The following is a 19,475-nucleotide window of genomic DNA, read 5'->3' as shown; positions in this document are numbered from 1 at the left end:
GGCGGCCTTCCGCGTAGGGCGGGGTGCTAGCGCGAGCGCTTCGCGAGGCGCTCGACGTCGAGCAGGATCACGGCGCGGGCCTCCAGGCGCAGCCAGCCGCGCTGGGCGAAGTCGGCGAGCGCCTTGTTGACCGTCTCGCGGGAGGCGCCGACCAGCTGGGCCAGCTCCTCCTGGGTGAGGTCGTGGACGACGTGGATGCCCTCCTCCGACTGCACGCCGAAGCGGCGCGACAGGTCGAGGAGCGCACGGGCGACACGGCCCGGGACGTCGGAGAAGACCAGGTCGGACATCTGGTCGTTGGTCTTGCGCAGCCGGCGGGCGACCGCGCGCAGCAGCGCGGTGGCGACCTCGGGGCGGACGTTCAGCCAGGGCTGGAGGTCGCCGTGGCCGAGACCGAGCAGCTTGACCTCGGTCAGCGCGGTGGCGGTGGCGGTACGCGGGCCCGGGTCGAAGAGCGAGAGCTCGCCGATGAGCTCGCCGGGGCCGAGGACCGCCAGCATGTTCTCGCGCCCGTCGGGGGAGGTGCGGTGCAGCTTCACCTTGCCCTCGGTGACCACGTACAGGCGGTCACCGGGGTCGCCCTCGTGGAACAGCGCGTCGCCACGGGCGAGCGTCGCCTCACTCATCGAGGCGCGCAGCTCGGCTGCCTGCTCGTCATCGAGCGCCGCGAAGAGCGGGGCGCGCCGCAGAACGTCGTCCACGAGTTCTCTCCTACTGTCGACCTGCTCAAAGGACCTGGGTCCCATGATGCCGGACGCACAAAACCGTGCGATCAATCACAGCAAGTTTGACCCACGGAGCTACCCGTCCGTACGCCAGGGGCCCGATTGGGGTCCGATCGGCCACGCCCGGGGCAGATGTCGGCGGTGGCCCCTAGGCTGGCCGGGTGTCCAACTCGCCGGTGAGAGCGCAGGCCAAGGGGGCTGGAAGAGTGTCGGCCGAAGGAAATTCCGCTGTGGGCGAACACGGCGTGTCGAAACGGGTGAAAGCCTCAAATCGGAAGGCGGTGAAGCCCGAGTCGCGGCTCGCGATGGTCCGCAGAGCGCGGAAGATCAACCGGGAACTGGCCGAGGTCTTCCCGTACGCCCATCCGGAGCTCGACTTCCGCAATCCCTTCGAGCTGCTCGTCGCCACGGTCCTCTCGGCGCAGACCACGGACCTGCGGGTCAACCAGACGACCCCCGCCCTCTTCGCGAAGTACCCCACGCCCGAGGACCTCGCCGCCGCCGTGCCCGAGGACGTCGAGGAGCTCATCCGCCCCACCGGCTTCTTCCGCGCCAAGACCAAGTCGATCATGGGTCTGGCCGCCGCCCTCAGGGACGACTTCGGCGGCGAGGTCCCCGGTCGCCTCGACGACCTCGTCACCCTCCCGGGAGTGGGCCGCAAGACCGCCTTCGTCGTCCTGGGCAACGCCTTCGGAGTCCCCGGCATCACCGTCGACACCCACTTCATGCGACTGGTCAGGCGCTGGAAGTGGACCGAGCAGGAGGACCCGGTCAAGATCGAGGCCGAGATCGCCGAGATCTTCCCGAAGAGCGAGTGGACGATGCTCTCGCACCGGGTGATCTTCCACGGCCGCCGGATCTGCCACGCCCGCAAGCCCGCCTGCGGCGCCTGCCCCATCACCCACCTCTGCCCCTCGTACGGCGAGGGCGAGACCGACCCCGAGAAGGCCAAGAAGCTGCTGAAGTACGAGATGGGCGGCCTCCCCGGCCAGCGGCTCAACCCGCCGCCCGGCTACCCCGGACGCCCGGCGCCGCCCCTCGGGGCGAGCGACTGAGCCTCCCAGGGCCGGGCAGCGGCCCGGCCCCCGGAGCCGGCCCCCCGAACCGGGGCCGCGGGAACGAACCCGTCCACCGATCGCGTTGTGAACCACGGGGGTGCCTATGACGCGCACTGACGAAGACATGACCGGCACTGGCGGCCTGCTCAGCCGGGACGGCCTGCCCGCCTGGCTGGGCCCCGTCGACCGGGCCGCCCGCACGGTCCGGCCCGAGCAGCTGAGCCGCTTCCTGCCGCCCGCGAACGGGGCCGGCCGCCAGTCCGCCGTCCTCGTCCTCTTCGGCGAGGGCGAGCGCGGACCCGAGCTGCTCCTCATGGAGCGGTCCGGCAGCCTCCGCTCGCACGCCGGGCAGCCCTCCTTCCCCGGCGGCGCCCTCGACCCCGAGGACGGCGACCCGGCCGACGGCGGACTGCTGCGCGCCGCCCTCCGCGAGGCCCAGGAGGAGACCGGCCTCGACCCCTCGGGCGTCCAGGTCTTCGGCGTACTGCCCCGGCTCTACATCCCGGTCAGCGGCTTCGTCGTCACCCCCGTCCTCGGCTGGTGGCGCACCCCCAGCCCGGTCGGGGTCGTCGACCCCGGCGAGACCGCCCGGGTCTTCACCGTGCCCGTGGCGGATCTCACGGACCCCGCGAACCGCGCGACCACCCTCCACCCGAGCGGCCACCAGGGCCCCGCGTTCCTCGTCGCATCCGCTCTGGTCTGGGGTTTTACCGCCGGAGTGATCGACCGGCTGCTCCACTTCGCCGGCTGGGAGCGCCCGTGGGACCGCGCGAGACAGGTCCCGCTCGACTGGCGCTCATGACAGGCTGACCTTCGGTGCGGGTCCGGCCTCGGTCGAACTCGCCCCGGGCGACCGGAAACGAATCTGCGAGGCTACTGACGGTGAACGTGCTGGACATCCTGTTGCTGGTCGCCGCCGTCTGGTTCGCGATCATCGGCTACCGCCAGGGATTCGTGGTCGGCATCCTCTCGGTGCTCGGGTTCCTCGGCGGCGGTCTCGTCGCCGTCCTGCTGCTCCCGATCCTCTGGGACCAGCTGACGGACAACAGCGAGGTGTCGACCTCGGCGACGGTCGTGTTCGTGATGGTCGTCATCGTCTGCGCCTCGGTCGGCCAGGCGTTCACCACCCACCTCGGCAACAAGCTGCGCCGGTTCATCACCTGGTCGCCCGCGCGCGCCCTCGACGCCACCGGCGGCGCCCTGGTCAACGTCGTCGCCATGCTCCTGGTGGCCTGGCTCATCGGCTCCGCCCTGGCCGGCACCACCTTGCCGACCCTCGGCAAGGAGGTGCGCAACTCGAAGGTGCTCCTCGGCGTCTCCCGGGTGATGCCGGATCAGGCCTCCACCTGGTTCGCCAACTTCAGCTCGACGCTCGCCCGCAGCGGCTTCCCCCAGGTCTTCAGTCCCTTCGCCAACGAGCCCATCACCGAGGTGCTGCCCCCGGACCCGGCGCTCGCCCGCAGCCCCGTCGCCGAACGCGCCCAGCGCTCCATCGTCAAGGTCGTCGGCACCGCCCAGAGCTGCGGCAAGGTGCTCGAAGGCACCGGCTTCGTCTTCGCCGACCGCCGGATCATGACCAACGCCCACGTCGTCGGCGGCGTCGACGAGCCGACCGTCCAGATAGGCGGCGAGGGCAGGCTCTACGACGCCAAGGTCGTCCTTTACGACTGGCAGCGCGACATCGCCGTCCTGGACGTGCCGGACCTCAAGGCCACGCCGCTGACCTTCACCGACGAGGCCGCCCGCAGCGGGGACGACGCGATCGTCGCCGGCTTCCCGGAGAACGGCTCGTACGACGTGCGATCGGCGCGCGTCCGGGGCCGCATCAGCCCCACGGGGCCCGACATCTACCACCGTGACCAGGTCCGCAGGGAGGTCTACTCGCTGTACACGACGGTCCGGCAGGGCAACTCCGGCGGCCCGCTCCTCACCGAGGACGGCGAGGTGTACGGCGTGATCTTCGCCCGCTCCCTCGACGACGCGAACACCGGCTACGCCCTGACGGTCGACGAGATCCGCGAGGACATCGAGCGCGGCCGGACCGCCAACCAGCAGGTCGACACCCAGGCCTGCGCCCTGTAAGCCCTCACAGAGGGCCCGGCCCTGGGATCAGTCGCGGGGATGCCGGAGGGACCCCCCCAGGGGCCCTCGGGTCAGTCGCGGGGATGCCGGAGCCGGGCCGAGACCCAGCGGGCCCGGCGGCGCAGGATGCGCGAGATCCCCACCTCTGGCGCGGCGAACGTGCGGCCCTGGTCCTGCGGGCCACCCCTCTCCCGGGAGGCCGGCCCCGTGGCCGAGCGGCGTTCGCGTGCCGTGTCACTGTAGTCGTGCGTCCAGCCCATACTTCGACGTCTGCCCGGGGCCCAAGGTCGGTAACCGCCCGAGGGCCCGCCAATCGGAGTATGCGCCGGGCACATGGCCGTTCGAGGGACGCCTGTGCCCCTACCGGGGGGTGAGGGCGCGTCAGCGGTCGGGCTCGGGATCCTTCAGCCAGTTGACGAGCTCCGTGGAGAAGGCCACCGGGTCCTCCTCGTGCGGGAAGTGCCCCAGGCCGTCGAAGAGCCGCCAGCGGTACGGCGCTTCCACGTACTCGCCCGAACCGGCGGCGCTGCGGGTCCGCATCACCGGGTCCATCGAGCCGTGCAGATGCAGCGTCGGCACCCGCACCGGCCGCTTCATGCGCCGGTTGAACTGGATGCCGTCCGGGCGGGCCAGGGACCGCACCATCCAGCGGTACGGCTCGATGGAGCAGTGCGCCGTCGACGGGACGCACATCGCCCGCCGGTACACCTCGATCGCCTCGTCATCGGCCGGCTTCGGCCCCGACCAGTCCCGGATCAGTTCGCCCACCAGCGCCGCGTCGTCCGCGACGAGCTGACGTTCCGGCAGCCACGGCCGCTGGAAGCCCCAGACGTGCGAGCCGGCCCGCGACTGGGCGAAGTCCGACAGCATCGCCGAGCGCCAGCGGCGCGGGTGCGGCATCGAGGAGACCACCAGGCGGCGCACCAGCTTGGGCCGCATCACGGCCGCCGTCCAGGCGAGGTAGCCGCCCAGGTCGTGCCCGACGAGCGCCGCGTCGGGCTCGCCGAGGGAGCGGACGACACCGGTGATGTCGAGGGCCAGGTTGGCGGGGTCGTAACCCCGGGGCGTGCGGTCGCTGCCGCCCACCCCGCGCAGGTCCATCGCGACGGCCCGGAACCCCGCCTCGGCGAGGGCGGGCAGCTGGTGGCGCCAGGTCCACCAGAACTGCGGGAAGCCGTGCAGGAGCAGCACCAGCGGGCCGTCGCCCATCTCGGCGATGTGGAACCGGGCGCCGTTGGCCGCCACGTCGCGATGGGTCCACGGCCCGTCGAGCCGTACGGGCCCGGCGTTGCCGTTGCTGCTCTCGGGGAGGGTCATACCGACGAGCGTGCCACAGTGGAGGCCTTGTCGAGGGCCGGCGTCCGCGTCGGACGGGGGTGCGGCTTCGCGTTCTGCATGATCGCCGCCGTCTGCTTGGCGGAGGCGATGGACTTCTCCGGCGGCTTGACCTTCTTGAACTTGGCGTACGCGATCAGGCCGAGCAGCACCGCGAGCAGCACGTTGAAGGCGAAGGACAGCAGGAAGCACCACACGAGGTTCCAGCCCCCGTTGCCGTTGTGCCCACCGGTCCAGGTGTTGATGGCGTACGCGAGGGCGAAGCTCAGCATCGGCAGCGAGAACAGCAGCACGACGAGGGCACTGATGCCCATGGCGCTGCCGAACACACCGCGCTTGACGTCCTGTCGGATCTCGGCCTTGGCCAGGGCGATCTCGTCGTGCACCAGTGCGGACATCTCAGCGGTCGCCGAGGCGACCAGCTGGCCGAGGCTGCGCTCAGTGCCGTCGAACGGGTCGCTCATCGCTGCTCCCTCTCCTTCTGTCTACGGTGGTCCGAGTCAGATCATGCCGGACGGTCGGTCCTGTCGCGCGATGCCCCCGCCAGTTCGGCGCGCTCCCGGTGTTCGGCGGCCTTCTTCTCGTAGATCTCCGCCATCCGCAGGTGGTACTCCGGATTGTCCTGCTCGTAGATGTCGGGGATGCCGTCCTGGTCGTCGTCGCGCTCCTCCTCGGCGCAGAGCGCCTGGTACTTCCGGACCCGCAGCTTCAGCAGGATCGAGGCGAGTACGGCGGCGATGAGCGAACCGATCAGGACCGCGGCCTTCACCTCGTCGGTGAGGACGGCGTCCCCGGCGAAGGCGAGTTCGCCGATGAGGAGCGACACCGTGAAGCCGATCCCGGCGAGGGCGGCGACGGCGAACACGTCGGGCCACGCCAGGTCGGGGTTCAGCTCCGCACGGGTGAACCGGGCGGTGAGCCACGTACCGCCGAAGATGCCGACCGCCTTGCCGACGACGAGGCCGAGGACGACGCCGAGGGTGACCGGCTGGGTGAAGACGTCGTGGAGCGCGCCGCCGGAGACGCTCACGCCGGCGGAGAACAGCGCGAAGAGGGGGACGGCGAGACCCGCCGAGATCGGGCGCACCAGGTGCTCGATGCGCTCGCCGGGGGAGTGCTCCTCGCCCTCCCGGGTGGTGCAGCGCAGCATCAGGCCCATGGCGACGCCGGCGATGGTGGCGTGGACGCCGCTGTTGTACATGAGGCCCCAGATGACGAGGGCGAGCGGCACGTACACGTACCAGCCCCGGACGCCCTTGCGGAGCAGCAGCCAGAAGACGACGAGGCCGGCGACGGCGCCGCCGAGCGCGGCGAAGTCCAGGTCGCTGGTGAAGAAGATCGCGATGATCAGGATCGCGAAGAGGTCGTCGACGACGGCGAGGGTCAGCAGGAAGGCGCGGAGCGACGACGGCAGCGAGGTGCCGATGACGGCGAGCACGGCGAGCGCGAACGCGATGTCGGTCGCGGTGGGCACGGCCCAGCCGTCCATGGAGCCGTTGCCGAGGGTGTTGACCAGGGCGTAGACGAGGGCGGGGGCGGCCATGCCGCAGAGCGCGGCGACGACGGGCAGCGCGGCGGCCCGGGGGTCGCGCAGTTCGCCCGCGACGAGTTCGCGCTTGAGCTCGATGCCGGCGACGAAGAAGAAGATCGCGAGGAGGCCGTCGGCGGCCCAGTGCTGGATCGACAGGTCGAGGCCGAGGGCGGCCGGTCCTATATGGAAGTCGCTGACGGACTCGTAGCTCCCGCTCAGCGGGGAGTTCGCCCAGACGAGTGCGGCGACGGCGGCGACGAGGAGCAGCACGCCACCGACGGTCTCGGTGCGCAGCGCGTCGGCGAGGTACCGCCGCTCGGGCAGGGGGAGCAGTCCGAGGAACTTGCGGTCGGTGGGCGCAGACACGTGGGAGACCTCCGTCGGGCAGGCAGGGCGAAGCACATGCCGACCAGACTTCCCGGCGCACCTAGGTCTTACTGACGCGTTCCTGACGCGATCCTTACCTTACCTAACGAGCGATGGGTTGTGTCCGGCGAGATTCACTTTAGGGAGAATCGCCGCTTTCGTCCCGCCGGGCGAGCGGTACGCGTGAGGCGCCGGCTCCCTGCGGCACGCGGGAGCGCCCGCCCCGAACGATCCGGGACGGGCGCTCACGCCGGACGGCCGCTGTGGCTCAGTCCTCGCTGGAGGCGTCCGGCAGCTGGGTCTGGATGAGCGACATGACCGAGGAGTCGGTCAGCGTGGTGACGTCGCCGAGCTCCCGGTTCTCCGCCACGTCGCGCAGCAGACGGCGCATGATCTTGCCCGAGCGGGTCTTGGGCAGCTCCGCCACCGGCAGGACCCGCTTCGGCTTGGCGATCGGGCCGAGCGTCGCGCCGACGTGGTTGCGCAGGTCGGCGACGAGGTTCTCGTCCTGGCTCGCGGTGCCGCGCAGGATGACGAAGGCGACGATGGCCTGACCGGTCGTCTCGTCGGCGGCGCCGACGACGGCCGCCTCGGCGACCGACGGGTGCGACACCAGGGCCGACTCGACCTCGGTCGTCGAGATGTTGTGGCCGGAGACGAGCATGACGTCGTCGACCCGGCCGAGCAGCCAGATGTCCCCGTCGTCGTCCTTCTTGGCGCCGTCGCCGGCGAAGTACTTGCCCTCGAAGCGGGACCAGTACGTGTCGATGTAGCGCTGGTCGTCGCCCCAGATGGTGCGGAGCATGGACGGCCACGGCTCGGTGAGGACCAGGTAACCGCCGCCGCCGTTCGGGACCTCGTTCGCCTCGTCGTCCACGACGGTGGCGGAGATGCCCGGCAGCGGACGCTGGGCGGAGCCCGGCTTGGTCTCGGTGACGCCCGGCAGCGGCGAGATCATCATGGCGCCGGTCTCGGTCTGCCACCAGGTGTCCACGATCGGGGTCTTGCCCGCGCCGATGTGCTCGCGGTACCAGACCCAGGCCTCGGGGTTGATCGGCTCGCCGACCGAGCCGAGCACCCGGAGGCTGGACAGGTCGAACTTCGCGGGGATGTCGTCTCCCCACTTCATGAAGGTGCGGATCGCGGTGGGCGCCGTGTAGAGGATCGTGACGCCGTACTTCTGCACGATCTCCCAGAACCGGCCCTGGTGCGGGGTGTCCGGGGTGCCCTCGTACATGACCTGCGTCGCGCCGTTGGCCAGCGGGCCGTAGACGATGTACGAGTGACCGGTGACCCAGCCGATGTCGGCGGTGCACCAGTAGACGTCGGTCTCCGGCTTGAGGTCGAAGACGGCGTGGTGGGTGTACGCGGCCTGGGTGAGGTAGCCGCCGGAGGTGTGCAGGATGCCCTTCGGCTTCCCCGTGGTGCCGGAGGTGTAGAGGATGAAGAGCGGGTGCTCCGCGTCGAAGGCCTCCGGGGTGTGCTCCGCGGACTGGCGGGTGACGATGTCGTCCCACCACACGTCGCGGCCCTCGGTGAAGGCGGTGTCCTGGCCCGTACGGCGGACCACGAGGACGTGCTCGACCTGCGGGCACTTGGCGACGGCCTCGTCGATGGCCGGCTTGAGGGCGCTCGGCTTGCCGCGGCGGTAGCCGCCGTCGGCGGTGACGACCACCTTGGCGTCGGCGTCCTGGATGCGGGAGGCCACGGCGTCTGCGGAGAAGCCGCCGAAGACCACCGAGTGGGCGGCGCCGACGCGGGCGCACGCCAGCATCGTGATCGCGGCCTCGGGGATCATCGGCAGGTAGACGGCGACCCGGTCGCCCTTGCGGACGCCCAGCTCGGTCAGGGCGTTGGCGGCCTTGGAGACCTCGTCCTTCAGCTCGGCGTACGTGAGGGCGCGGCTGTCGCCCGGCTCGCCCTCGAAATGGATGGCGACCCGGTCGCCGTGGCCCGCCTCGACGTGCCGGTCGACGCAGTTGTACGCCACGTTCAGCTCGCCGTCCGCGAACCACTTGGCAAACGGCGGGTTCGACCAGTCGAGGGTCTCGGTCGGCTCGGTGACCCAGGTCAGACGCTTGGCCTGCTCGGCCCAGAAGCCCAGCCTGTCCGCCTTGGCCTGCTCGTACGCCTCCGCCGTCACGTTGGCGTGCGCGGCCAGCTCGGCGGGCGGCGCGAAGCGGCGCTCTTCCCGGAGCAGATTGGCCAGGCTTTCGTTGCTCACGACATCTCCCTTTCCCAGGGCGTCCTCTGTGCTGATGTGTCCCGTGTCATAGCTCACCAGTCAGATGCCCGGGTGACAAGAGCCTCCAGGCAATTGGTTTAGACCTGTGAGCCGTCAGACGTACGGTGGCCCCTTCCTCCCGAGCGGTGGGAGAAGGGGCCACACAGTCTCACGGACGGCCGCGGCCCATGGTTCAGGACGCGCGGTGGCGCGTTCCCGGGCGGGAGAGTGGCGCGATCCCGAGCTCCGACGGGCGCGATGGCCTGTTCAGGACGCCTGTGCCGTCTCCAGGTGGTCCGTGGGCATCACCTGGGTGAAGACGTCGTCGTAGCTGTGCACCTCGTCCGCGTCGGAGAGCAGGTACGCCTGCGCCTCGCCCACGTGGAAGTACACGCCGTGCAGCGTGAGCGTCCCCTCGGCCAGCCGGCGCGCCACCGGCTCGTACGCCCGCAGGTGCTCCAGCTGCTGGACCACGTTGGTCAGGCAGAGCTGCTCGACCGCGTCGGCCGGCAGGCGTCCGGCGATCCGGGCCCAGGCGTGCCGCCGGCTCGCCATCCGCTCCAGGCTGGGCCGGCCGTGGCGCAGCCAGCGGCGGAGCGGTGTCGGCGGGTCGTCGGGACCGCCGCTCAGCAGGGCCTGCATCGCGCCGCAGCCGGAGTGGCCGCAGACGGTGATCGAGTCGACCCGGAGCACGTCGACCGCGTACTCGATCGCCGCCGCCACCGAGTCGTCCCCGCTCTCCTCGCCGGGGAGCGGCACGAGGTTGCCGACGTTGCGCACGGTGAAGAGGTCACCGGGGCCGCTCGACGTGATCATGCTCGTGACGAGCCGGGAGTCGGCGCAGGTCAGGAAGAGCTGCGAGGGGCGCTGGCCCTCCCGGGCGAGCCGCGCGAGCTCGTCCCGGACGAGCGGGGCGGTGTTCCGCTGGAACTTGCCCATGCCGCTCGCCAGGTGCAGCCCCGTCCGCTCGGGGGCGTCGCTCTCGGCCCGCTCGACCGGCTGCTCCCCGCACTGGTGGTTGTGCCAGGGCGTCCAGGGGCGGCAGCAGGCGTGCGAGGCCGAGGCGGTGACCGGGGCGGGCTCGGCGATCCGGGCACCGGAGGGGCCGGTCGTCTCGACCGTGCCGCCGTGGGCGAGGTGCCCGGCGGTCCAGTCGCTCAGCGTCTCGTAGGCCGCGTGGTCCATGAAGGACCCGTCCAGCTCGACCACCACGTCCGACCCGTGCGGCAGCTGGTGCAGCGCCCGGCTCAGTCGGGGGACGGCCAGGAAGGTCAGCTGGCCCCGCACGCGCAGCAGCTGGCGCCCGTCCCGCTCCTCCTGGGTGATGCGGGTGCGCGCGAGCCGGTGCAGGGCCACCGCGATGGCCACGGCGATGCCGAGGGCGACGCCCTCCAGGAGCCCGACGAGGACGACACCGGCCAGCGTCACCGCGTAGACCACGACCTCGCGGTGCCGGGTGACCGTACGGATGTGGGTGATGCTGACCATCTGGATGCCGACCACCATGACGAGGGCGGCGAGCGCGGGCAGCGGGATCAGGTCGAGCACCGGCACGAGCAGCAGGGCCGCGAGCACGATCCACAGGCCGTGCAGCATCGTCGAGGCCCGACTCACCGCACCCGCCGAGACGTTGGCGACGCTGCGGACCGCGACCCCGGCGATGGGCAGCCCGCCGAGGGCGCCCGAGAGCACGTTCGCCGCGCCCTGGCCGGCGAGTTCGCGGTCGAGGCGGGAACGCGGCACGCCCTGGGCCCCGCCCGGACGGGCGGCGACGAGCTTGTCGACCGCGACGGCGGAGAGCAGCGACTGCACGCTGGTGACCAGCGTGATCGTGAGCACGCCGGCCGCGATGCCGAGGACCGGCCCCTCGGGCAGCCCCGGGAGGGCGTGGCTGCTCCAGGACGGCAGGTCGACACGGGGGACGGAGAGCCCGGCGAACGCCGCCACCGCCGTCGCCCCGGCCACCGCGACGAGCGCGGCCGGAACCCTCCGCACGAGCCGCCCGGCCCGGCCCGGCAGCCGCGGCCAGTACAGCAGGACGGCCACGGTGAGGGCGCTGATGCCGAGCGCGGCCGGATGGACGTGCGCCAACTGGGCCGGCAGGCCGAGGGCGTTGTCCACGGTGGAGCTCTGGGGGGTGCCGCCGAGCACGATGTGGAGCTGTGCGAGGGCGATGGTGACGCCGATGCCGGCCAGCATGCCGTGCACGATGGCGGGGGACACGGCGAGCGCGGAGCGGGCCACCCGCAGGGCGGAGAGCGCCAGTTGGGCGACTCCCGCGAGGACGGTGATGGCGCAGGTGGTGCGCCAGCCGTACAGCTGGATGAGTTCGGCGGTCACGACGGTGAGGCCGGCGGCGGGGCCGCTCACCTGGAGCGGCGAACCGCCGAACCGGCCGGCCACGATGCCGCCGACGGCGGCGGCGACCAGTCCGGACTGGAGCGGGGCTCCGGTGGCGAGCGCGATGCCCAGGGAGAGGGGCAGCGCGATCAGGAAGACGGCGACCGAGGCGGACAGGTCGGCGCCGGCGATGCGGAAGCGGCGCGGTCCGTCCGGCGGGCTGTGGGGCCGCTGGACTCGGGGCCGGGTGGTCGTGCGGGCAGGGGTGCAGAGGGTCATGTTCCCGTCTCCTCCGGGGCAGCGCGGTCGCGGCTCGTGCGGGGTGATGCGGCGGGGACACCGACGAGCTAACTCTCGGTAAATGAAGAGTAATGGAGAGTAAAGACTGCGGCATTATTTTCAGGGCAAATAGGGCAATGATTCACCGGTTCCGGTGACAGAACGTGCCCATGCCGCTTGTCGTTGACGCGCTCCGGTCCCGGCGGTGCGACGTTGACGCCGCTTGTAGGGAAATCCGAGGATCCGAGGAGTGTGCGGATGACAGCCGCCGGGAGAACCACCACTGTCCAGAAGAGGGCGCTCGCCGTCGGCGCCCTCGCCCTGGCTCTCGCCACCGGCCTCGCCGGCTGCTCGGGCTCCGATGGCACGGCCACGAAGGGCATCCCGGGCGGCGCCGGCGGCAAGAAGCCCCCCGCGGCGGCCCCGCAGGCCGCGCCCCGGCTGATCGGCGACGGCTCCACGGCCTTCACCGGCGCCCAGCCCCACCAGCCGGTCTGGCAGCGCCTCAAGCCGGGGGAGACCCCGCCGCAGTTCGTCGTCTTCTCCTGGGACGGCGCCGGCGAGGACAGCCAGAAGCTGTTCTCCCACTTCCGCACCGTGGGCAAGAAGTACGACGCCAAGATGACGTACTTCCTCAGCGGCGTGTACCTGCTGCCCGAGGAGAAGCGGCACCTCTACGACCCGCCGCAGCACAGCGCGGGCCGCTCCGACATCGGCTTCAACGACACCGAGGGCATCCGTGCCACCGTCCGCGAACTGCGCGGCGCGTGGCAGGAGGGCAACGAGGTCGGCACCCACTTCAACGGGCATTTCTGCGGCGCCGACGGTGGCGTCGGCAAGTGGTCCGTCGAGGAGTGGAAGAGCGAGATCAACCAGGCCAAGTCCTTCGTCAAGAACTGGAAGACCAACGCCGGCCTGCGCTCCGAACAGCCGCTCCCCTTCGACTACGACAAGGAGCTCGTCGGCGCCCGCACCCCCTGCCTCGAAGGCCGGACGAACTTCGTCCAGGCGGCGGCGCAGATGGGCTTCCGCTACGACACCAGCGGCGTCAACGACCAGATCTGGCCCAAGAAGGACCTGGGCCTCTGGGACCTGTCGATGCAGCTCGTACCGGTCCCCGGCCGCGCCTTCCAGACGCTCTCCATGGACTACAACTTCCTGGTCAACCAGTCACCCGGCACGACCCAGGGCGACCCCTCCCGGCAGGCCTACTGGGGCGACCAGATGCGCGACGGCCTCGTGCAGGCCTTCGAGCGCTCCTACCGGGGCAACCGGGCGCCGCTGATCATCGGCAACCACTTCGAGTCCTGGAACGGCGGCACGTACATGCGGGCCATCGAGGAGACCATCGCCACGGTCTGCGTGCAGCGGGACGTCAAGTGCGTCTCCTTCCGCCAGCTCGCCGACTGGCTCGACGCCCAGGACCCCGACGTCATCGCCAAGATGCGCACCCTCAAGGTCGGCGAGGCCCCCGCCGGCGGCTGGAAGGCCTTCCTCGCCCCCCAGCCCGCGGCCCCCGCCGGAGCCCCGGCGGGAGGCGTTCCGGCAGTCCCGGCGCCCGCCGTCAAGCAGGCTGAACGGCGCTGAGCCCTTCCGACAGCACGAACCCGGGGTCGACCTGCGAAGCCAGGTCGGCCCCGGTCTTGGCGTTCCCCCAGCTCTCCGCGTTGCGCAGGTGGAAGTGGACCATCTGGCGGGTGTAGCGGTCCCAGTCGCGGTGCGCGTACGAGTCGTCGGCCGCGTCCTGGAGGGCCTGGAGGGACATGCGGTTGTCCGCCTCCAGGAGTTCGAAGCGGGGCGGGCGGCCCTTCTCCATCGCGCGGACCCAGTCCGAGTGGCCGACCGTCACGAGCAGGTCCTCGCCGACCTCGTCGCGCAGGAAGTCGAGGTCGTCCCGGCCCTGCACCTTGTTCCCGACGACCTTCAGCGCGACGCCGAAGTCCCGCGCGTACTCCTTGTACTGCCGGTAGACCGAGACGCCCTTGCGGGTCGGCTCGGCGACCAGGAACGTCATGTCGAAGCGGGTGAAGAGGCCGGAGGCGAAGGAGTCCGAACCCGCGGTCATGTCGACGACCACGTACTCGTCGGCGCCGTCGACCAGGTGGTTGAGGCACAGCTCCACCGCGCCGACCTTCGAGTGGTAGCAGGACACCCCGAGGTCCGCCTCGGTGAAGGGGCCGGTCGCCATCAGCCGGACGTCGCCGTCGTCCAGCGGCACCGGCCGGGCGCACGCCTCGTACACCGGGTTGTCCTCGCGGACCCGCAGCAGCCGCGAACCCTCCCCGGGCGGTGTCGTCTTGATCATCGTGTCGGCGGAGACGATCCGGGGGTTGGAGCCCCGCAGGTACTCCTTGATGAGCGGCAGGTGCGCGCCCATCGCGGGCAGCGCGGCGGCTTCCGCGTCGGCGAGGCCGAGCGCGGTGCCGAGGTGCTGGTTGATGTCGGCGTCGACGGCGACGACCGGGGCTTCGTTGGCAGCGAGATGGCGGATGAAGAGCGAGGACAGCGTCGTCTTGCCGCTGCCGCCCTTCCCGACGAAAGCGATCTTCATGTTCACCTAGCGTAGTGGCACGATCGCATGCCGTGGTCAAGGAGCGTGAAGAAGACCACTCCTTCGTGGGGCGGGCCCCCGGGGCGCGTAGCCTCCTTACTTATGAGTACGCACGCCTCTGACCCCTTGGCCGCCCTCGGCTCGCTCCCGGGCGTCGCCGACGCGGTGGACTCCGTACGCAAGGCCGTCGACCGGGTCTACGGCCACCGTGTGATGCGTCGCCGCAGCAACGAGATCTCCTCCGAGGCGGCACTGCGCGGGGCGCGCGGCTCGGCCGCCCTCGCCGGCGCGGACTGGGCCCTGGAAGAGGTCCGCCGGCGCAGCGACTTCAGCGCCGACCCCGAGGCCCGCGCCGTCGGCGCCGCCCTGCGCCTCGGCGCCGAGGCGGGACAACTGCTCTCCATCTGGCGCCAGTCGCCGCTGCGGGTGCTCGCCCGGCTCCACCTGGTCGCCGCGGGCGACCCGGGCGCGTCGGTGGGGCGGCCCCGCCTGGACGGCGAGCCCGTCGACGAGCCGCTGATCGAGGCCCCCGTGCCCACCCCCGCCGAGGTCGCCGGCCGTCTCGACGGCCTCTCGGAACTGATCGTCGCGGGCGGCGACGCCCCGGCCCTGGTGACGGCCGCGGTGGTGCACGGCGAACTGCTCGCGCTGCGCCCCTTCACCTCTTACAACGGTCTGGTCGCGCGCGCGGCCGAGCGGATCGCGCTGATCGGCAGCGGCCTCGACCCCAAGGCGATCTGCCCGGCCGAGGTCGGCCACGCGGAGCAGGGGCGCGCCGCCTACGTGTCGGCGTTCGAGGGCTATCTGTCGGGGACCCCGGAGGGCGTCGGCGCCTGGATCGCCCACTGCGGACGCTCGGTCGAACTGGGAGTCCGCGAGTCCACCGCCGTCTGCGAGGCCCTCCAGCGCGGCGCCGCCTGAGGCGGGTCGGGTCGGGCTGGTCGGGTCGGGGTGCGCGGGTGGCCGGGCTGGTCGGGTCGGGTGCGCGGGTGCGCGGGTGGCCGGGCTGGTCGGGTCGGGGTAGAAAAATTCCGGGCCCCGTGCGGGGCCCGGAACGGGTTGCGGCGGCACCAGTCCTGGTACCGCCGCTGGCACTTCCACCCAGTTACCAAGCGTCCTCGATATGTGCCCATCAGGCCGGGAACTTTGCCCGTGGCCTGGTGCGGCTGGCCCGTAATCGACGGGTCGACGTCGCGTGGGTGCCCGGTTTCGGTGCTAGGTCCGTGGGGCCTTCATGCTCAACAGGTGATCCTCTCGGATGTCCTTGGTCTCGCGGGCCTGATTCCTTTCTACTCCTGTCCGTGACGAAGCGAAAGTGCTGGCCTCACTTCTCTGGCGCATCGCTCAAATTCGGGCAAAGTCATCGCTGAGCCGCTGGGCGAGCGCGGCCTGCCGGCGCCGAGCGGCGTACCAGACGAGTCCCGCGCCCACCGCCGCCGCGCCCACGGCCGCCGCGGCGACGAGCGTGGGCCGGGGCGGCATCCGGAACTCGGGCAGCCGCTGCTTGAGCCGGACCGGCTTCTCGAAGGAGAGAACCGGCCATTCCCTGGCCGTGGCCTCGCGGCGGAGCGTCCGGTCGGGATTGACCGCGTACGGGTGACCGACGGCCTCCAGCATGGGGAGGTCGGTCGCCGAGTCGCTGTACGCGAAGCAGCGCGAGAGGTCGTAGCCCTCCGACTGGGCGAGCTCCCTGACCGCCTCGGCCTTCGTCGGGCCGTAGGCGTAGTACTCGACCTCGCCGGTGAAGCAGCCGTCGTCGCCGACCACCATCCGGGTGGCGACGACCCGGTCCGCTCCGAGCATCTCGCCGATCGGCTCGACCACCTCGGCTCCGGACGTCGACACGATGACGACGTCGCGGCCCGCGGCGTGATGCTCCTCGATGAGCGAGGCGGCCTCGTCGTAGATGATCGGGTCGATCAGGTCGTGAAGGGTCTCGGCGACGAGCTCCTTCACCTGGGCGACGTTCCAGCCTTTGCAGAGCGCGGAAAGGTATTCGCGCATCCGCTCCATCTGGTCGTGATCGGCCCCGCCCGCCAGGAAGACGAACTGGATGTACGCCGTCCGCAGGGCGGCGCGGCGGCTGATCAGTCCGCCTCGGTAGAAGGACTTGCTGAAGGTCAGCGTCGATGACTTCGCAATGACCGTCTTGTCCAGGTCAAAGAAGGCGGCTGTGCGCGGCAAGGAGTGGTTTTCCACAAGCCTGAGCATAGGTGCCCGCCATTCGGCGTACGCTCGGGCGCGTGGGTTTGCCTGAGAAGGCTCTCGGGTACACCATGGAAGTCACGGATCGTTCGCGACCGTGCTAACCCGGTCCGGCTCCTCCCCCCCGAGTCGGCCGGAGAGACGACCCCCGCTCTCCCCCCCGGCGGGGGTCGTCGCATGTCCGGAGCCGTTTCGGTCCTGCGAGACATCGCCCACTCCCTTCCTTCCGGCCTTCGGCCGCCCCGTCCGTGCGCGGCCCGCCGGACGCGCGATTCATCACTCACAGTAACCGGCAGGATGCGTTCCGGGGAGTCCTCCGAGGGGTGGCGAAGTTATTCACAGGGCTTCGGTTATCCCCAGTTTTTAGGTGACTTCCGCACGATTTCCCTGATGGCCCGACGGTGATTCCTGTCGCGAAGTTCGCGGACGGCAGGAATCACGAGAGGGGCATGCCGTGGGGGCATCCAGGACGGGTACGGAATCGCGCCGGACGGAGTCGACGGCTCCGGGCGAACCGCGCCGCGCAGGGCCGCTGATCGTCACCGAGGACCTCGGGCTGCTCGACGACCTCCTCCGGCTGTGCGCCGCGGCCGGGGTCGAGCCCGAGGTGCACCACGGCGTGCCGGAGCGGCGCGCGAGCTGGACCGAACCGCCGCTCGTGCTCGTCGGAGACGACGCCGCGGCCCGGTGCCGGGGAGCCGCGCGCCGACCGGGGACCGTCCTCGTCGGCCGCGACCGGGACGACCCGGGAGTGTGGCGGCTGGCCGTCGAGATCGGCGCGGAGAGCGTGCTGCGGCTGCCGGACGCCGAGAGCCTCCTCGTCGACCGGATCGCCGACGCGGCGGAGGGGGCCGGCCGGCAGGCGCTGACCGTCGGGGTCGTCGGCGGCCGCGGCGGCGCCGGCGCCTCCACCCTCGCGTGCGGCCTCGCGCTCGCCGCCGCGCGCACCGGGCGGCGCACCCTGCTCGTCGACGGGGACCCGCTGGGCGGAGGACTCGACGTGCTGCTCGGCGGCGAACGCGAGGAGGGCAGACGCTGGCCCGACTTCGCCGCGTCGAAGGGCCGCCTGGCCGGTGGCGCCCTGGAGGAGTCCCTCCCGTCGGTGCGGGGAGTCCGCGTGCTCAGCTGGGGCAGGGAGCCCGCCGCGCCGGTACCGCCCGAGGCGGTGAGGTCCGTGCTCGGCGCGGCACGCCGCCGGGGCGGGGTCGTCGTGGTCGACCTGCCGCGCGGCACCGACGGGGCGGCCGCCGAGGCCCTCGCCCAACTCGACCTCGGACTGCTCGTCGTGCCGGGCGAACTGCGGGCCGTCGCGGCGGCCCACCGGGTGGCCGCCACCCTCGGCATGGCCGTCCGCGACGTGCGGGCCGTGGTCCGCGGACCCTACGCGGCCGGACTCGACGAGCGGTGGGTCGCCGACGCGCTGCGGCTGCCGCTCGCCGGCGAACTCCCCTACGACCCGGGGATCGTGACGGACCAGGACGCGGGAGTGCCGCCGGGCGCCGAACCCCGCGGGCCGCTCGGACGGTTCTGCGGCGCGTTCTGGGAGCGTGCCCTCGCCCCGGGCGGCGCGGCATGACCGGGACGTGGGCCGCCGGCGGGGGCGGCGGCACCGGCCTCCTCGACGCCGTGCGGCAGCGGCTCGCGGCGAGCGGCGCCGAACCCACCCCGGCGCGGGTCGCCGCGGCGCTGAGGGCCCAGGGACGGCTGCTCGGCGACACGGAAGTCCTCGGCGCGGCCGAGGAGCTGAGGTGCGAGCTGATCGGCACCGGACCGCTGGAGCCGCTGCTCGCCGACCCGGCGGTCACCGACGTCCTGGTCTCGGCACCCGACCGGGTCTGGGTGGACCGCGGCGCCGGACTCGAACGGGCCCCGGTGTCCTTCCCGGACGCCACCGCCGTCCGCAGGCTCGCACAACGGCTCGCGGCGGTGGCCGGGCGCCGGCTCGACGACGCCCGCCCCTGGGTGGACGCACGGCTCCCCGACGGCACCCGGATGCACGCGGTGCTGCCACCGGTGGCGGTCGGCTCGACCTGCCTGTCGCTGCGGGTGGTGCGCCCGCGCGCCTTCTCGCTCGACGAGCTCGCCGCGGCGGGCACGGTACCGCCGGGCGGTGCCGCGATCCTCCGGGCCCTCATCGACGCGCGCGTGTCGTACCTCGTCAGCGGCGGGACGGGGACGGGGAAGACCACGCTGCTCGCCTCCCTGCTCGGCCTCGTCGGGGAGCGGGAGCGGATCGTCCTCGCCGAGGACTCGGCGGAGCTGCGCCCGGACCACCCGCACGTGGTGCGCCTCGAGGCGCGGCCCGCCAACCAGGAGGGCGCCGGACTCGTCACCCTGCGGGACCTGGTCCGCCAGGCACTGCGGATGCGGCCGGACCGGCTCGTCGTCGGCGAGGTCCGCGGCGGCGAGGCGGTGGACCTGCTCGCCGCCCTCAACACGGGCCACGACGGAGGCTGCGGGACGCTCCACGCCAACACGGCCGCGGCCGTCCCGGCCCGCCTCGAAGCCCTCGGGACGGCGGCGGGCCTCGACCGGGCCGCCCTCCACAGCCAGCTGGGCGCCGGACTCTCCGCCGTGCTCCACCTCGTGCGGGACCGGGACGGACGGCGGCGGATCGCCGAGGTCCATGTGCTGGAACGGGACAGGGACGGCCTCGTCCGCACCGTTCCCGCGCTCCGGTGGAGCGCGTCCGGGTTCGAGCGGGAGCAGGGCTGGCAGCGGCTGAGGGCCCTGATCGGAGGGGGACCGTGCTGAGGGGGCACGCGGTGTTCGCGCAGGA

16 protein-coding genes are annotated in these 19,475 nt (G+C 72.1%); 7 read left to right on the top strand and 9 right to left on the bottom strand.

All coding sequences use genetic code 11. From position 1 onward, the window contains the following. Positions 1–26 precede the first annotated feature (26 nt). A complete protein-coding gene (locus MRBLMG1_RS11505; protein ID WP_018845857.1) occupies positions 27–701 on the bottom strand; it encodes a Crp/Fnr family transcriptional regulator in 675 nt (224 codons plus the stop codon). Positions 702–931: 230 nt separating this feature from the next. Between MRBLMG1_RS11505 and nth the strand changes: the two genes are divergently transcribed. The 3 genes from nth (at position 932) to MRBLMG1_RS11490 (ending at position 3,865) form a co-directional block, all read left to right on the top strand. Further along, entirely contained in the window at positions 932–1,780 is an 849-nt protein-coding gene (nth, locus tag MRBLMG1_RS11500; protein WP_367823318.1) for an endonuclease III, read from the top strand. 106 nt (positions 1,781–1,886) lie between these two features. Continuing rightward, entirely contained in the window at positions 1,887–2,585 is a 699-nt protein-coding gene (locus MRBLMG1_RS11495) for an NUDIX hydrolase (RefSeq protein ID WP_367823316.1), read from the top strand. An 80-nt stretch (positions 2,586–2,665) separates the two neighbouring features. Beyond that, a complete protein-coding gene (locus MRBLMG1_RS11490; protein WP_367823314.1) occupies positions 2,666–3,865 on the top strand; it encodes a MarP family serine protease in 1,200 nt (399 codons plus the stop codon). A gap of 71 nt (positions 3,866–3,936) precedes the next feature. On the opposite strand, the gene MRBLMG1_RS11485 is transcribed toward MRBLMG1_RS11490, so the two are convergent. From MRBLMG1_RS11485 to MRBLMG1_RS11460, 6 genes are all read right to left on the bottom strand, one after another. Then, positions 3,937–4,125: a hypothetical protein gene (locus MRBLMG1_RS11485; RefSeq protein WP_367823312.1), complete on the bottom strand. Its 189-nt coding sequence runs from the start codon at positions 4,123–4,125 to the stop codon at positions 3,937–3,939. Between the two features lie 121 nt (positions 4,126–4,246). Beyond that, positions 4,247–5,182: an alpha/beta fold hydrolase gene (locus MRBLMG1_RS11480; RefSeq protein ID WP_367823311.1), complete on the bottom strand. Its 936-nt coding sequence runs from the start codon at positions 5,180–5,182 to the stop codon at positions 4,247–4,249. Beyond that, on the bottom strand, positions 5,179–5,664 hold the full coding sequence (locus tag MRBLMG1_RS11475; RefSeq protein WP_367823310.1) for a phage holin family protein: 486 nt from the start codon (positions 5,662–5,664) through the stop codon (positions 5,179–5,181). Before MRBLMG1_RS11475 ends, MRBLMG1_RS11480 begins: the two co-directional genes overlap by 4 nt. A 41-nt stretch (positions 5,665–5,705) precedes the next feature. Beyond that, positions 5,706–7,097, bottom strand: a complete 1,392-nt coding sequence (gene nhaA, locus MRBLMG1_RS11470) for a Na+/H+ antiporter NhaA (protein ID WP_367823309.1) — start codon at positions 7,095–7,097, stop codon at positions 5,706–5,708. 268 nt (positions 7,098–7,365) lie between these two features. Continuing rightward, a complete protein-coding gene (gene acs, locus MRBLMG1_RS11465) occupies positions 7,366–9,321 on the bottom strand; it encodes an acetate--CoA ligase (RefSeq protein ID WP_367823308.1) in 1,956 nt (651 codons plus the stop codon). 267 nt (positions 9,322–9,588) lie between these two features. After that, the gene (locus tag MRBLMG1_RS11460; protein WP_367823307.1) at positions 9,589–11,940 is read right to left on the bottom strand and encodes a SulP family inorganic anion transporter; all 2,352 of its coding nucleotides are present in this window, start codon (positions 11,938–11,940) and stop codon (positions 9,589–9,591) included. 258 nt (positions 11,941–12,198) lie between these two features. On the opposite strand from MRBLMG1_RS11460, the gene MRBLMG1_RS11455 reads away from it, so the two are divergent. Then, on the top strand, positions 12,199–13,527 hold the full coding sequence (locus MRBLMG1_RS11455) for a hypothetical protein (protein ID WP_367823305.1): 1,329 nt from the start codon (positions 12,199–12,201) through the stop codon (positions 13,525–13,527). Here MRBLMG1_RS11455 and MRBLMG1_RS11450 read toward each other — a convergent pair. Beyond that, positions 13,505–14,491, bottom strand: a complete 987-nt coding sequence (locus MRBLMG1_RS11450) for an ATP-binding protein (RefSeq protein WP_367823303.1) — start codon at positions 14,489–14,491, stop codon at positions 13,505–13,507. The genes MRBLMG1_RS11455 and MRBLMG1_RS11450 overlap by 23 nt on opposite strands. Positions 14,492–14,593: 102 nt before the next feature. On the opposite strand from MRBLMG1_RS11450, the gene MRBLMG1_RS11445 reads away from it, so the two are divergent. Continuing rightward, positions 14,594–15,412: an oxidoreductase gene (locus tag MRBLMG1_RS11445; RefSeq protein WP_367823301.1), complete on the top strand. Its 819-nt coding sequence runs from the start codon at positions 14,594–14,596 to the stop codon at positions 15,410–15,412. A 423-nt stretch (positions 15,413–15,835) separates the two neighbouring features. On the opposite strand, the gene MRBLMG1_RS11440 is transcribed toward MRBLMG1_RS11445, so the two are convergent. Next, positions 15,836–16,702, bottom strand: a complete 867-nt coding sequence (locus MRBLMG1_RS11440) for an HAD family hydrolase (RefSeq protein ID WP_367823299.1) — start codon at positions 16,700–16,702, stop codon at positions 15,836–15,838. A gap of 448 nt (positions 16,703–17,150) precedes the next feature. Between MRBLMG1_RS11440 and ssd the strand changes: the two genes are divergently transcribed. Then, positions 17,151–18,272, top strand: coding sequence for a septum site-determining protein Ssd (gene ssd / locus MRBLMG1_RS11435; protein ID WP_367823298.1), 1,122 nt, complete (start codon positions 17,151–17,153; stop codon positions 18,270–18,272). Next, positions 18,269–19,450, top strand: coding sequence for a TadA family conjugal transfer-associated ATPase (locus MRBLMG1_RS11430; RefSeq protein ID WP_367823296.1), 1,182 nt, complete (start codon positions 18,269–18,271; stop codon positions 19,448–19,450). The genes ssd and MRBLMG1_RS11430 overlap by 4 nt, the downstream gene beginning before the upstream one ends. The last annotated feature ends 25 nt before the right edge of the window (positions 19,451–19,475 follow it).

It is taken from the genome of Streptomyces sp. LMG1-1-1.1 (assembly GCF_040815545.1).
In the GTDB taxonomy this organism is placed as follows: domain Bacteria; phylum Actinomycetota; class Actinomycetes; order Streptomycetales; family Streptomycetaceae; genus Streptomyces.
The sequence above is the reverse complement of the archived record's forward strand: the minus strand, read 5'-3'. Positions and strand labels throughout refer to the sequence as shown.

What these genes read in the sequence shown, in the direction of transcription:
- MRBLMG1_RS11495 (WP_367823316.1), top strand. Translation starts at nt 1,887, where the DNA reads ATGACGCGCACTGACGAAGACATGACCGGCACTGGCGGCCTGCTCAGC.
- MRBLMG1_RS11485 (WP_367823312.1), bottom strand. Translation starts at nt 4,125, where the DNA reads ATGGGCTGGACGCACGACTACAGTGACACGGCACGCGAACGCCGCTCG.
- MRBLMG1_RS11480 (WP_367823311.1), bottom strand. Translation starts at nt 5,182, where the DNA reads ATGACCCTCCCCGAGAGCAGCAACGGCAACGCCGGGCCCGTACGGCTC.
- MRBLMG1_RS11475 (WP_367823310.1), bottom strand. Translation starts at nt 5,664, where the DNA reads ATGAGCGACCCGTTCGACGGCACTGAGCGCAGCCTCGGCCAGCTGGTC.
- MRBLMG1_RS11460 (WP_367823307.1), bottom strand. Translation starts at nt 11,940, where the DNA reads ATGACCCTCTGCACCCCTGCCCGCACGACCACCCGGCCCCGAGTCCAG.
- MRBLMG1_RS11455 (WP_367823305.1), top strand. Translation starts at nt 12,199, where the DNA reads ATGACAGCCGCCGGGAGAACCACCACTGTCCAGAAGAGGGCGCTCGCC.
- MRBLMG1_RS11450 (WP_367823303.1), bottom strand. Translation starts at nt 14,491, where the DNA reads ATGAAGATCGCTTTCGTCGGGAAGGGCGGCAGCGGCAAGACGACGCTG.
- MRBLMG1_RS11445 (WP_367823301.1), top strand. Translation starts at nt 14,594, where the DNA reads ATGAGTACGCACGCCTCTGACCCCTTGGCCGCCCTCGGCTCGCTCCCG.
- MRBLMG1_RS11440 (WP_367823299.1), bottom strand. Translation starts at nt 16,702, where the DNA reads ATGCTCAGGCTTGTGGAAAACCACTCCTTGCCGCGCACAGCCGCCTTC.
- MRBLMG1_RS11430 (WP_367823296.1), top strand. Translation starts at nt 18,269, where the DNA reads ATGACCGGGACGTGGGCCGCCGGCGGGGGCGGCGGCACCGGCCTCCTC.